Source organism: Ohtaekwangia koreensis, assembly GCF_900167975.1.
GTDB lineage: Bacteria > Bacteroidota > Bacteroidia > Cytophagales > Cyclobacteriaceae > Ohtaekwangia > Ohtaekwangia koreensis.
Genome location: NZ_FUZU01000002.1, coordinates 264,254 through 277,471, shown reverse-complemented (window position 1 = coordinate 277,471; position 13,218 = coordinate 264,254). Strand labels below are relative to the sequence as shown.

General features: G+C 42.6%; 11 protein-coding genes. 3 read left to right on the top strand and 8 right to left on the bottom strand.

Annotated features, from left to right (window positions below; all coding sequences use genetic code 11):
- The first annotated feature begins 4 nt into the window (after positions 1–4).
- A complete protein-coding gene (locus tag B5Y40_RS14110; protein ID WP_079687443.1) occupies positions 5–778 on the top strand; it encodes a TIGR00266 family protein in 774 nt (257 codons plus the stop codon).
- A gap of 54 nt (positions 779–832) precedes the next feature.
- Here B5Y40_RS14110 and B5Y40_RS14105 read toward each other — a convergent pair whose 3' ends face one another.
- The 8 genes from B5Y40_RS14105 to B5Y40_RS14070 form a co-directional block, all read right to left on the bottom strand.
- Positions 833–4,423 carry a S8 family serine peptidase gene (locus tag B5Y40_RS14105; protein ID WP_079687442.1) on the bottom strand — a complete coding sequence of 1,197 codons (3,591 nt, stop codon included), beginning with the start codon at positions 4,421–4,423 and terminating at the stop codon, positions 833–835.
- Positions 4,424–4,563: 140 nt separating this feature from the next.
- Positions 4,564–5,895, bottom strand: a complete 1,332-nt coding sequence (locus B5Y40_RS14100) for a DUF58 domain-containing protein (RefSeq protein ID WP_079687441.1) — start codon at positions 5,893–5,895, stop codon at positions 4,564–4,566.
- Positions 5,895–6,872 carry an AAA family ATPase gene (locus B5Y40_RS14095; protein WP_079687440.1) on the bottom strand — a complete coding sequence of 326 codons (978 nt, stop codon included), beginning with the start codon at positions 6,870–6,872 and terminating at the stop codon, positions 5,895–5,897. The genes B5Y40_RS14100 and B5Y40_RS14095 overlap by 1 nt, the downstream gene beginning before the upstream one ends.
- Before the next feature lie 15 nt (positions 6,873–6,887).
- Positions 6,888–8,093, bottom strand: coding sequence for a DUF4350 domain-containing protein (locus B5Y40_RS14090; protein WP_079687439.1), 1,206 nt, complete (start codon positions 8,091–8,093; stop codon positions 6,888–6,890).
- On the bottom strand, positions 8,090–8,875 hold the full coding sequence (locus B5Y40_RS14085) for a DUF4129 domain-containing protein (protein WP_079687438.1): 786 nt from the start codon (positions 8,873–8,875) through the stop codon (positions 8,090–8,092). Before B5Y40_RS14085 ends, B5Y40_RS14090 begins: the two co-directional genes overlap by 4 nt.
- Positions 8,862–9,869 (bottom strand): hypothetical protein, encoded by a 1,008-nt coding sequence (locus B5Y40_RS14080; RefSeq protein WP_079687437.1) that lies wholly within the window; start codon positions 9,867–9,869, stop codon positions 8,862–8,864. The genes B5Y40_RS14085 and B5Y40_RS14080 overlap by 14 nt, the downstream gene beginning before the upstream one ends.
- On the bottom strand, positions 9,847–10,815 hold the full coding sequence (locus B5Y40_RS14075) for a stage II sporulation protein M (protein ID WP_079687436.1): 969 nt from the start codon (positions 10,813–10,815) through the stop codon (positions 9,847–9,849). The genes B5Y40_RS14080 and B5Y40_RS14075 overlap by 23 nt, the downstream gene beginning before the upstream one ends.
- Before the next feature lie 78 nt (positions 10,816–10,893).
- Entirely contained in the window at positions 10,894–12,129 is a 1,236-nt protein-coding gene (locus B5Y40_RS14070; RefSeq protein WP_079687435.1) for a dipeptidase, read from the bottom strand.
- A gap of 57 nt (positions 12,130–12,186) precedes the next feature.
- On the opposite strand from B5Y40_RS14070, the gene B5Y40_RS14065 reads away from it, so the two are divergent.
- A complete protein-coding gene (locus B5Y40_RS14065) occupies positions 12,187–12,900 on the top strand; it encodes an RDD family protein (protein WP_079687434.1) in 714 nt (237 codons plus the stop codon).
- On the top strand, positions 12,897–13,142 hold the full coding sequence (locus B5Y40_RS14060) for a cytochrome b5 domain-containing protein (protein ID WP_079687433.1): 246 nt from the start codon (positions 12,897–12,899) through the stop codon (positions 13,140–13,142). Before B5Y40_RS14065 ends, B5Y40_RS14060 begins: the two co-directional genes overlap by 4 nt.
- Positions 13,143–13,218: the final 76 nt, after the last annotated feature.

Below are 13,218 nucleotides of genomic sequence, written 5' to 3'. Positions count from 1 at the left end.
CCTCATGACTTCATCACACGAAATTGACTATCAGATCAAAGGCGAAAGTATCCAGATCGTTGAAATAGAATTAGATCCCAATGAAACGGTTATTGCCGAAGCAGGTGCTATGCTTTTCATGGAAGATGGTATAACCTTCGAAGCAAAAATGGGTGATGGTGCAAATCCTAACCAAGGTTTATTTGATAAGCTTTTATCTGCAGGCTCTCGCATTCTTACAGGCGAGTCTCTTTTCATGACGCACTTTACAAATCGCGGAAGCAGAAAAGCGAAAGTAGCATTCTCCGCTCCGTATCCAGGCACTGTAATTCCGGTAGATCTTTCTCAAAGTCCGGGGAATGAATTGATTGTTCAGAAGGATGGATTTTTATGTGCAGCCTTTGGAACAAAAGTAGCTATTACCTTTAACCGTAAGTTAGGTTCAGGACTTGTGGGTGGCGAAGGATTTATTCTTCAGAAACTGCATGGCAACGGAAAAGCGTTTGTGCATGCTGGAGGAACTGTGATTGAGCGCACGCTTAACAATGAGACACTTCGCGTGGACACAGGTTGTGTAGTCGCGTTTGAGCCACAAGTACATTTTGATGTACAGGCTTCCGGAGGTTTGCGTTCGATGGTATTTGGTGGTGAAGGTATATTTCTGGCAACCTTGCAAGGTACTGGTAAAGTATGGCTTCAATCTATGCCGATCCGTAAGCTTGTACAAGCTCTGGCTCCGTATGGCAGAAATAATACTAAAGAATCCGGTTCGTTGCTGGGAGGATTGCTCGAAAGCTAATCACTATACATACTGAAAATCCACACTTTGAAGTGTGGATTTTTTTTGTGTCTGCTATTTTATGATTGAGAATTTTTTCACCACCAGGCGCCCATCAATTCGGGTTGCAAGGAAGTATAGGCCTGAAGAATACCTGGACGTATTTATAGTGTGTGAGAAAGCCTGATCTATATTTTCAAAAGAAGCATCATATACCGGAGTGCCTTCTGTTGTAAGAATTGACAACCCGATATTTTTAGCTTTTAAGCCTTCAATGGATATTGTTACTTCATTTTGAATGGTTGGTATAGGGTATACCGTTACGAATCGACTTAAATTCTGCTCTACACCGGTAATAACAGATATATCTTTAATATAGGTGTCCTGGCACCCATTAGCACCAGTAACCGTGAGCGATGTATGATATGTATCACTCGCGGCATAAGCATATTCAGGGCTTTGTTCTATACTGCTCGATCCATCGTCAAAGTCCCAAAACCAGGCATCAGCATCAGAGCTCTTATCTGTAAATTGAATGGACTCGCCTATAACAAAATCGCCTGAAGCCATGGTGATGGTAAATAACGCCATTGGTCGGGGAAGAATGCTCACTACAACTTCACTTGACGTTGATACGCAGTTCAGGTTGGCATCTTCATATTTGATCATCACGCTATAGGTGCCTGCTTCTTTCACCTTTATTGATTGGGTAATCTCTCCGTTGTTCCAGGCGTACTCGCTTGCTTCCTCTACAGAAAGTGTAACAGAGTCACCATCGCATAATACAGTCGACCGTGAAGTAAGTATACCCGGTTGCGCCTGTACTACAATGTGTGCGGGTACGCGGAGACTTTCATACGTGTTGGTTGCATTTGATACATAGAGCGTAGTGTCGGTGGTAACAGCCGGTATAGTAAGTTGTGAGCCAGTCGCTATAGGTTCACCTCCCGTAAAATCTTTATACCATTTATATTTTGTGGCGCCAGTCGCCTTTAAGGTTGTGTTGGCTTTGTAGCAGGCTTCGACCGTATCGATGGATGGCAGAGAAGCCTTTAATGTATAATTGTAAACTGAATCAGCATATTGAGCGGAGGCAAGAAGGTTATCAAAATTCTCTGCTGCGTGCAGTGCAAAGGCAACAGTTATTTCGTCACCAGCATTAATGTTGAAAGGCCCTGCCGATACTACCTGGCTAACATCATTACCCCCTATTTTAACGCCTGCCTGACTACGCGTAGTAGATATACTCTTAAACTTCTCAGTATCCGTGTAGCCATCATATATACCGAAAGATAAACCCCCTGCTATCGAAGGATCATTGTCAATCGCATAGTAATTTGCTTTCGTTGTCAAGAGTTGGATGCCGGCCTGTGGTAATTCGGTTGATACCTTTGGGTATACATATCCGAGCTTTGTTGGTGCATCCCATAAGGCAGCATCTTGTGTGCCATTCAGACTGATGTCCCAATCAGCGAATAGTCCAAAGTAAAAATCAGTAAGTGCTGCAGCCTGTGTATTCTTAATTTTATACTCTACGATTACGAACCTGTCGTATGGTTCATTTTGCCATACAAGTGTGCGATACGATACTTTTACTTTCTGTTCTTCCGCTGTTGCGGAATTGGAGAATGCACCGAATATTTCCGAGAGTGAACGCTCACCCGGTATAATTTCTTCCATTCGCTGCACGCTTACAAAATCCTGATCGAATCCTCCGCTGCCATTTCGTACAGTGTTGAGAATTGTTGGCGATGAATTCCCCATGATAACTCCCATTTCATATACTAAAGATTTACCATTGAAAAAGAAGCCACTGCCCATCTGAGAATTTTGTGTGTCCTCGTAGGCCAGTCTCCCGGAAGATGAAATCGTAGTAGTGATTCTGTTGTCATCAATATCCCGATAAGAAGGGTTTGGCACGAACGTGAAGATCTGATAGTCACGATAAGCACCATCGGTATATGTAATTAGTAATTCTACTTTACTGTTTAGTGCAATGCTTGAGGCAAGCGTTAGTTTAAAAGGTGTAGATATATTATTGATAGTTGCTCCGGAAGCTATAGATCCCGGATTGATTTTACTTTCGGTAATAGTAATGCTAGGAGATGTACTCGAGATAGAGATCTCCAATCCGGAAGAAGACGTAGCCAGGAAATTCTTGAAATCGAAAAGTAAAGAAGCATCCTCGCCCGGAGCCGCATCAAGTCCGTCTTTATTTAACAGCCGGTAATTTGATGCACGAATTGATGGCGACTTCAGCGTAAGCGCCTGCAACACATCTAGTCTGCCTTTTCCTAATTGATTAATATAGCCAGGGTTTTGATCGTATAGACTTGCATCGGCCGACACACGCAACTGCTCTGCAAGTTCTAATGAAGTATATTCCGGATGATTGGCCCAAACCAATGCCGCAGCACCTGCTACAATCGGAGACGATAGGGATGTTCCTCCGGGTGCTGAATAATTGTTGTCAAAAGATGTAGTATATATACTTACACCTGGGGCACTGATATCTACCGTTGGCCCATAGTTTGTAAAGCTTGCGCGATTATCATTCTGATCGGAGGCAGCAACTGATAATACGTAATCGTAAGAAGCAGGATATAGCGGCGTGATAACATTGCTGTTACCAGCTGCTGCTACTACAAGGCATCCAAGGTCCATGGTAACGTGGGTAATGATGTCTTGTGAAATCTGACTTCGTACGTCACCTCCCCATGAACAATTGATGATGCGCGCTCCATTTTCTGCAGCATACTTTATGCCGAGGTAAAGATCAGAGCTATAGTTTCGATCGCTGGTTCTCTGGTTGTCTGCATAATGCTTTGTAAAGAGTAATTTTGTCTTGAAGCCTACACCAGCCATTCCTATACCGTTATCTACGGCGGCACTTGCGCAACCTCCAACCTGTGTGCCATGTGTAAAGCCCGCACCGCTTTTAAATATAGCAGGGTTGTTATCACCTCCGTAATTTGGGTTTAACGCATTCAGTGTGTCGGCACCTGAAAAATCCCAACCGTTAATATCATCGATGAAGCCGTTGTCATCATCATCCACTCCGTCAGTGCCATTGGCTTCTGCCTGATTCACGTAAAGTTGACTGGCTATATCCGGATGATCAATGTCAACACCGGAATCAATAATGCCAATGACTATACTTTCATCGCCTTGTGTTATATCCCAGGCTTCTGTGGCCTTGATCTTGGAGAGATAATATTGTGATGTGAAAGCAGGGTCGTTGGGAGTATATTGCATGTGCATAGTATATACCGGCTCAGCCAGTTCTATATATCCACTGGCATAAAGCGTATTGATATAGTCTTCGACAGGTTGTGAAGGATCAAAGTATATTTCAAAGTATTGGGCAATGTCAATTACAGGTTTAAATGCTTGTGCTCTTGCTTTCGGATTTTTAATGGTGCCCCGCGGAGCTAATGAATGTATACGCTTGGCACCAAGCAAAGAAGCAGAACGCGCCGTTGCTTTATTGTCTTCCAGAAAGAGTGCTTTATATTCCTTCTTGATCTTAACCATCACCTTGCCTGCCTGGTAATCGTGGGAAGTAGTATTTTTAGGAAGGGTAAACTTTGCGACTGCGCTTTGCTGTGCTTCAACGATATTTGTTACACCAATGACTGCAAGAAGACACGCCAGGATGATTCGCATATTTAATGGAATTAAGAAATCAAAATTAATGAATATTAAGTCTGCGAAGAGGTGTCAAGTAACCAATATAGTCCGGGAATTTTAGCAGTCTTTGGGATGGTGATTGTCCTGTTTGAATTTTGAAGCAATTTAGTGTTGCCCTAAACCATTCCCCGTGCTTTCAACTCAAGGTATTTATTGATTGTATTTATGGTTAAGTGCTCAGGAGCTGTAAGCATGGCCTGTATTCCATGTCGCGTGAGTTCTTTTACGATAAGCTTTTTGTCGTAGCTGAATTTTTCGGCTACAGCCTTGTTGTAAATTCCATGTAAATCACGGGCCGGATTATTTAACATAGATTTCATTTCGGTGTTTTCAAAAAAGATTACAACCAGTAAATGCTGTGTGGCCAAATTTTTAAGATAAGGCAACTGGCGATGAAGGCCGTAAATGGATTCAAAATTTGTAAACAACAACAATAAACTTCGTTGACTGATTTTTTTGCGGATCTGATGATGGAGTGCCGAAAAATCTGATTCCCGATAAGCCGTCTTTTGATTATATAGAACTTCCAGGATTTGCGCTACCTGGTTGTTTTGTTTCCTCGCCTGCAACATAACACCAATCTTGTCCTGAAAGGTAATCAAGCCTGCCTTATCGGATTTCTTGATGGCTATATTTGATATAACAAGACTTGCATTAATAGCATAGTCAAGCAGGCTCATACCATTGAATGGCATTTGCATCACCCTGCCTTTATCAATGAGACAGTATACCTGCTGCGAACGCTCATCCTGAAAATGATTTACCATCAGGTGTGATCTCCGCGCAGTAGCTTTCCAGTTAATGGTGCGGATATCATCTCCGCTAACATATTCTTTGATCAGTTCAAACTCCTGGTTATGACCAATTCGTCTGATCTTTTTTATACCGGCCTCTATTAGCTTATTGGAGATGGCCATCAATTCATACTTGCGCATTTGTATAAAGGATGGATATACAGGCACGAGCGCATCGGCAGAGAATTTAAATCTGCGCGAAAGAAAACCGACAGGCGTTGTTACGAAAATATTAACCGAGCCGAATGAATACTCACCACGCTTCACGGGCCGTAAATGATAGCGTATTATTTTCTTTTCACCGGAAGCAATCTTAAGCCTGAAGTTTAAATCACGCCTTTGGAATTGATGTGGAATTTCATCGATGATATTTAAAGAAGCGCGAAATGGATAAAAATTTTCAATATGTATTCTGATCTCATTCTCGTCACCATTGGAGAGCTTCTCCGGAGTATATCTATACCCTTGTACACCACGCCTTACCCGGAAGAGTAAAACTATATCTGTAAATACAATAGCCAGCAATACCAGGAAAAGTATTTTGGGGATCAGCACAGGTGCGTCCACAATGAAACAGGTGATGAAAGCAATTACCACTACTCCTATCGCGAGGAACAACCTGTTATTTAAATATAGTGCCCGGATAATCTTCACTACCGTGGAACCTCAATTTTATCTATGATCTGTTTTACAACTTCATCCGCAGTAACGCCTTCCATTTCCTTGTCAGGAGAAAGAATGATCCGGTGGCGCAATACAGGTAACGCTACAAACTTGATGTCTTCCGGAGTAACAAAGTCGCGACCATTAACGGCAGCGTAAGCTTTCGCACCATTGAGAATCGCCACTGATGCGCGAGGTGAAGCGCCCAGGAAAAGAGCTGGGTTGTTTCGGGTTTCATGGATGATCTGCGCTATATAGTGTATAAGTTTAGCTTCCAGATATACTTGTTGAACAGCGTGACGAAAATTCTTGATCTGTTCAGCGGTAAGCACTGCGTTTACTTCACTTAATGCCTGTGCACCTTTGCGCTCATGGTGCCCTGTGATGATGGCAATTTCTTGTTCGAATGCGGGATAGGTTACACTGATCTTGAAAAGAAAACGATCGAGTTGCGCTTCCGGTAACCGATATGTTCCTTCATGCTCAATTGGATTTTGAGTGGCAACCACCATATAGGGTGGCGCGAACGGATACGTAGTTCCATCGATCGTTACTTGCCGCTCTTCCATTACTTCAAAGAGAGCTGCCTGTGTCTTTGCAGGGGCACGGTTGATCTCATCGATCAATACTATATTTGAAAATATAGGACCCGGCTTGAATTCAAATTCCGATTTCTTCATGTTGAAAGAAGAAGTTCCCAGAACATCGGAGGGCATCAAATCGGGTGTGAACTGGATGCGTGAGAATTGAACCGATATGATTCTGGAAAGTAATTTAGCCGTAAGCGTTTTGGCAACACCGGGCACACCTTCTATCAGAACGTGTCCATCGGCAAGTATAGCTGTGATCAAAAGATCTACCATGTGCTCCTGACCCACCACTACTTTCGCAATCTCCGTGCGGATCTTGAGTATACTCTCATTCAATGCGCTGAGATCAACCCGGTTTTCAAAAACTTTATCTTCCATATACTTTCTATCTTTTTACGCTGTATGCGTTTTATTGAACTTCTCTATTCTGTCATTCAAATCGATAAGCGCCTCCATAGCAATTGAAGGCTGTGATTGAATATTCTTTATAGACATAACCATCGCACGCACATCTTCTTGGGACTTACCAGACTTCTTTGCCAGGGATACTGTAAAGTCTTCGTCAAGCTTGTTTGTATTGATCCAGTAACGTGTCCTGATCTGATCGAACAGGTAGTTGATTTTCTTTTCAGCGATGGCTTTATGCTCGCCTTGTTGATAGTATAGATTGCCGATTGTTTTTACAAACTCCAGCGTTGTGTTGCCGAGGGGCTTTATCACAGGGATAATGCGCTGCTTGCGTTTGGCTTCAAAGACCATAAAGATGATCAGAGATATAATGGTGATAAAGTATGCCCAGCGTAGTGGTTCATTGGTTAATATGAATCGCAGTGGAGTTGCTGCTTCCATTCGACCAAGCTGGTAGTACTCAGTCCAGATTACATCTTGCACTGGTAAATATGAAAGCGAGGTTGCCGCAAACCGATGATTTTCGCCTGGCAGTAAATATGCATTTGTAAAGGCCATGGGTGTACAATTGAGAATGAATTTCCCTTTGCCCCAAGGAACAATGATTGTAACGGGTAATGAGACATCATTCTCCGCTACTGTTTTTATTTTCAGCGAATCAGAATGTATAGTAAAGCTTCTATGAATGTTTTTGCGTGGATATAGGTATACACCTTTATCAGGAAGGAGCGCGTTTGTAAATTGAAGTCTGGATGAGTCGTCTTTTTCACTCAGGAAATGACGATGCTCATCCTCAAAGTAATAATCAATGGTTTCGATGCTTAGTGTATCCGAAAGAGTTCCATAAAAATTATGTGCCGAAATAAATGCGTGACCACCAGCGGCTACGTTTTTTAGCAATGCTTTTGCGTCATCACCGGCAGGACTAAAATCTGTTGATATACTGATAAAGTTTACCGGACGCTGAATAGTATCGTATAATTCATATATAGTATAGTTGTTTTTATGGATCTTTTTTCCCGGAAACACATCGTGGATCAACTCGCTCAAAGCATAACCGCCGAAGGGAATCTTATGATCACGATGAAACGTGATCCGCCAGTCGAGCTGACGGGGTGCCATGAGGGAGAACGCGATGTATATGACGATCGCTGCGGCAATGTAGAGTATATATTTCCAGTCCTTCTTCAACGGATGCTGATTTTCCAGTTATTAAAAATATCCGTTACCCGATTATAGAGATCATCGGTGATAACGAAGTTTCCATACCACGCGTATTCAAAGTAAAAGTTGAGCTCGTTGAAACCGGTCTTCAGTTCTTTTGAAGTTAGTTCGTTGAGGTAATCGTGATTGGTTTTACCGGGCTCCCAGGTAATGTGATGTTTATCTGCGAGTAATTTTAACCCGTGCAGAAAAAGCAAGCGGATGGCCAGACGATATTCTTTGCGTGTAAGTGCTTCCTGGATCAGTTTTTCAAAATCCATCTCATGTATATTCTCTTCGATGACGCTGTGATTGATGGTAACTTTATCGGCACGTCCGTAAAACATCTTTAGCGCATCAATCTTTAACAACCGCATGATAACATAAGTGAGGATCAGTATAATAACAAGGCCCACCACTATATTTCCCCAGTTGGTTGAACTGCCTATAGAAAATAACCAACGAAAGGCATTGAATAACCACATCTTGATGCGATCCCATAAACTTATAATCGCGGGACTGTCCTGGCCGTAGTCCATCGCAGGATCTACGCGCATTTCGTTTAGCTTGCTCTGATCTATAGCACGTACTTCTATAGTCGAGCTATCTGGCTGTGGTATGATTTCCGTTTGCTCATCCTTTGCTTCATTTTCTGAAAATAAGGAATCAACAATTTCCTGCGGTGGAGTAACAGGCTCCTGATCCTGCCCGAAAGAGACAGTAGTAATAGAAAGAAGAACGAATACGAAGAGCAGCCTAGTAATGCTCATCACTTTGTGGTTGCGTAGTGCTTTGTCCGAAAGACTCAATGTTGTTGAGAAGTCCGGTTGATTCTTTTAACTCCACCAGATTATAGTATTGAAACGCCAGTGCTATCAATGGCAAAGCATATAGCAACGTATTACTAACAAAGTATAGCACGAGAAATACCGAATTGACAATGGCCATAACACCGGTAGGTTCTTCATACGCGCCGCCTTCAACAGAATGTAGCATGGAAAGGATGAAACTTATATACCACGGTATGAAGAATAAGAAGGAAACTGTGGACTGAATAAGTATCGTGATCACGCCAATACCAAATGTACTCCACATTTTGTTTTTGATGAGAAATGAAAGACGAGCCAGTCCGTTGAAGAAACCGATTCTTTCATTTTCACGAATGATAAAGATCATAGAGAGGTTTATGCTGAACAAACCGGCCACTGCGTAAAATGCCAGCACACCGAAAATAGCAACAAAAGGACCCGCTGCACTGGATAAACCGATGATAACCCCCAGGGGTATAAACATGATGAGAAACAAGACGAACATCACAACAAAGTATAGCGTCAGTGTGCCGAAGTGCATCCAGAAAGTTTCACGTACCTGTGCCCACACTTCACTCACCTCAATGTTTGTGCTTCGCTTATTGCTATACAGCCGCATATAGCCATAGGTTGTAGCGATCGTTATTACGCCTCCGATCCAGGCAAAGATGAGTATACCGGCCAGTTGCAGCCAGAAGGTAGAAGACGTAAAGTAACTCTGTATATCTTCCACATTGCCACCCGTTCTGCCTTGTGTGGTGGCCATACTCATACCCATGAAGCGATTGAAGATGTCGCTTATAAATATACTGCTGAGAATTACCGGAGGACCGGCAATGAAAAGCATGCTCTTGGCAAAAGGTTTGAAGTTTTGCCTGATAAAATCAAATGTAGCGCTCATCTTCTGACTGAAGTCACGCGCTTTTTGAAATTCAATTGTGTTGGTGTTTTCCATGCTTTGCTACGCGATGCGGATATATAACAAAATAATAAATCATAAGAATGGCGGATATACCGATGATGGCCGTTTTTATACTCCAATGCATAAAAGCATATCGTGTTATATACGACTCTATAAATCCGGCAAGAATAAAGAACGGTAACAATCCTACGATAATCTTTAGTCCTTTCAAGGCTCCACGTTTAAATGATTCCAGTCGGGAATATGTTCCCGGAAACAGGATGCTGTTTCCCATTAGAAAACCTGCAGCTCCTGCAATGACGATGGACGAAAGTTCGATCGTTCCATGAAGCATGACTACTGGAGCGCTTTGTGCAAGTTGTCCTTCGGTATAAAAGAATGTTAAGAACGTGCCAACCATCAGTCCGTTGTAAAAAAGAAAGAAGCCTGTTAGTAACGAAGATATAGCACCTAACACAAACGTATTGAAAGACACCCTGATGTTGTTGAACGTGATGCGGAAGAACATACTGGCTTCACTATCTCCTTCATATATAGCGGTAGGTGTTCCCTTGTGGATATTCTCCAGCGTCATGTTTACATAACCATCGCCAAGGATGAGGCGTACAAAAGTATCATCATATAGGGTTGATACGATGCCCATCGTTCCTGCGATGATGAAGATGATGAAAGAGTATAAAAGCTGTTTGCGCGCTTCGAACATTACGAGCGGTATCTCGGTTGTCCAAAACGTAATGAAGCGGTTTTTGTCTTCTCGCTTGTTCTTATAAATCTCCAGGTGAATTTTGGAGGCGAGGTTGTTAAGGTATTGTGTAACTCTGCTATCCGGGTATTGCGTACGTGCAAAAGAGAGATCGTCGGTGATCTGAATGAAAATTTCTGCCAGAGTATCAGGATTGATTTTCTGAGAAGTGGTAAGCGTTCGCTCAAAGTCCTGCCACCGCGTCTGATTCCGTTTTACAAATGCAGCTTCTCTCACAAAGTTAAAGTTAACAGCTTCCCGATCTGTAGTTTAATATATACCTGATCAAGGAGCTGTAAAAATGCACAATATTTTTTATTGCCCCGCTATGGTAATCACCTGATTCCATACGCGGAACACATTTCCACTGCAAATTTTTTCAATGTCTGCAGGGGAGTAGCCGCGTTTTAAAAGAACATAGATCAGGTTCGGGTATTGCGATACATCTTTTAATCCTACCGGCAAGCTATCACCAACACCATCGTAATCCGAGCCAATGCCCACGTGATCAACGCCTGCCAGTTTTACAACATGGTCAATGTGATCGGCCACCCGCTCTACATCCGAGAATAATGATTTATGTTCTTTGGCAAACTGATCGATGATCGGCTGCGCAGCTTCATCTGCAGAGGTTAATTTTTTCTCCTGGAGAATTTTTTCAAGTGAATCACGAAGCGCATCATTTTGTCGGGCTACAGAGTCCAGGAAAGATGCGCCAAAGTTAATTTGAATTACGCCACCGTTTTTTGCAAGTGCCTTGATCATATCATCACTCATATTCCGCTGGAAGCCTGGTGTGAAATACCGGCAAGACGAATGGGAAGCTATACAGGGAGCCTTGGTGATTTTCATTACATCATAAAATGTACTATCCGATACGTGGGATATATCTACCATGATGCCGACACGATTCATTTCGGCTACAACTTTTTCCCCGAAAGGGCTCAGACCATCCCATGTATTCAGTGTGTCGTAAGAAGAATCACAGATCTGGTTATCCTTACCATGTGTCAGAGTAATATAGCGTATACCACGGTCGTAGAAATACTTAACATTGGCGAGGTCATTCCCTACAGGAGCTCCGTTCTCCATTCCCATCGGCAGAGAAATTTTGCCGGCTTTAGAATTTGCTATAATTTCATCAGGCGTTCCGGCAAACGCAAACTTGTCAGGGATAGAATCCGCGATAAAGCGAATCATGTTGATTAATGAATCTGCTAACTGTTTCCCGTTATCTTCTTTTAGCTGGTACTTGGACGGAATATAAATTGACATGAATGGCGCATCGAGGCCGCCCTTCCGGGCACGTATATAGTCGAAGTCACCTTCTTTTGTTTCAACAGGTATACCGAGGTATTCACGGTCGAGTCTGAAGTTTTTTACTTTGAGACGGAACGGTAAGTCCACGTGACCATCGGTAATAATAAAAGCTTGTGCGAGCGAGTCAGCAACCTTGTGAAGTTGCTCGTCAGACAGGCTGCTATATTCACTTTTTTTACTACAGGCGGCAATAGTTAAAACAATTAATACAGTTAGAGTAAAGGAACGCATAGGCAAGAATTGATTTGTATATCTTTAGGTCTGAAAAGTTATTGAATTTTAATCCTGATGCAAACAGTAAGTGTACGCACCACGCAAAATGTTTTTATACAATACCCGGTGGCTAGTCTGGGCGATCGGATGTTGGCAATGTTAATTGATTCCGTAATCGTTATAGCCTACATCATATTGGCGTCCTATATCATGAACAAGCTGGATGTGAATTCTCCTGCGGTTGTAATTTCGATGTTGGCTATTCCGTATACACTATATCATGTTCTGTTTGAAATTTTTATGAGCGGTCAAAGTCCGGGAAAGCGTCAGATGAAAATCAAGGTAGTCCGGGTTGATGGTACACCCGCCACGGTTGGTAATTTTCTGATGCGCTGGTTGCTTCGTATCATCGAAGTACAAATTATGCAAGGAATGATCGCGATCATTACCATCGCCATGAATGGTAAAGGGCAACGCCTGGGAGATATAGCAGCAGGTACAACGGTGGTAAAGCTTGTTCCGCAGGAAGCAGTAACGGCCCAGGAAGTTTTTACGTTGACAGACGATGATTACGAACCACAGTTCCCTTCGGTAGTAATGCTATCGGATCGTGATGTTGAATTGATACAGCAAGCGCTGGAAGTATATCGCAAGCACGACAACCTTCGTCCTGTGATGTTGCTAACGGAGAAAGTAAAAACAAAACTCGGGATACAAACGGATATGACATTCGAAAAATTTCTCACGACTGTGTTGAAAGACTATAGTAAATTAACTTCCGGAAAGTGAGCGAAGAAGAACTTCCCAGCTATACCCGGTCGCAGCTTGCTTTACGCAATGGCCAGGATAAACCTGAAATATGGGTGGCATACCTTGGGCGTATCTACGATGTTACCAAATCAAGATTATGGCGTGATGGTAAACATTATGAACATTGGGCAGGACAAGATCTTACAGATGAATTGAAAGATGCACCTCACACAGAGAAGGTTTTCGATAAATTTACGGTAATCGGAAGGCTCGTGAATTAAAAGAATTAAAAAATTACTCCGACACACGGACACACTTTCCGAAGTTGTTTTAAGTTGTTGTTTACTATCTTAGTTT

Bases quoted from the DNA above. Each gene is read 5' to 3' on its own strand.
- B5Y40_RS14110 (WP_079687443.1), top strand. From the start codon at position 5: ATGACTTCATCACACGAAATTGACTATCAGATCAAAGGCGAAAGTATC.
- B5Y40_RS14105 (WP_079687442.1), bottom strand. From the start codon at position 4,423: ATGCGAATCATCCTGGCGTGTCTTCTTGCAGTCATTGGTGTAACAAAT.
- B5Y40_RS14095 (WP_079687440.1), bottom strand. From the start codon at position 6,872: ATGGAAGATAAAGTTTTTGAAAACCGGGTTGATCTCAGCGCATTGAAT.
- B5Y40_RS14085 (WP_079687438.1), bottom strand. From the start codon at position 8,875: ATGAGCATTACTAGGCTGCTCTTCGTATTCGTTCTTCTTTCTATTACT.
- B5Y40_RS14080 (WP_079687437.1), bottom strand. From the start codon at position 9,869: ATGGAAAACACCAACACAATTGAATTTCAAAAAGCGCGTGACTTCAGT.
- B5Y40_RS14070 (WP_079687435.1), bottom strand. From the start codon at position 12,129: ATGCGTTCCTTTACTCTAACTGTATTAATTGTTTTAACTATTGCCGCC.
- B5Y40_RS14065 (WP_079687434.1), top strand. From the start codon at position 12,187: ATGCAAACAGTAAGTGTACGCACCACGCAAAATGTTTTTATACAATAC.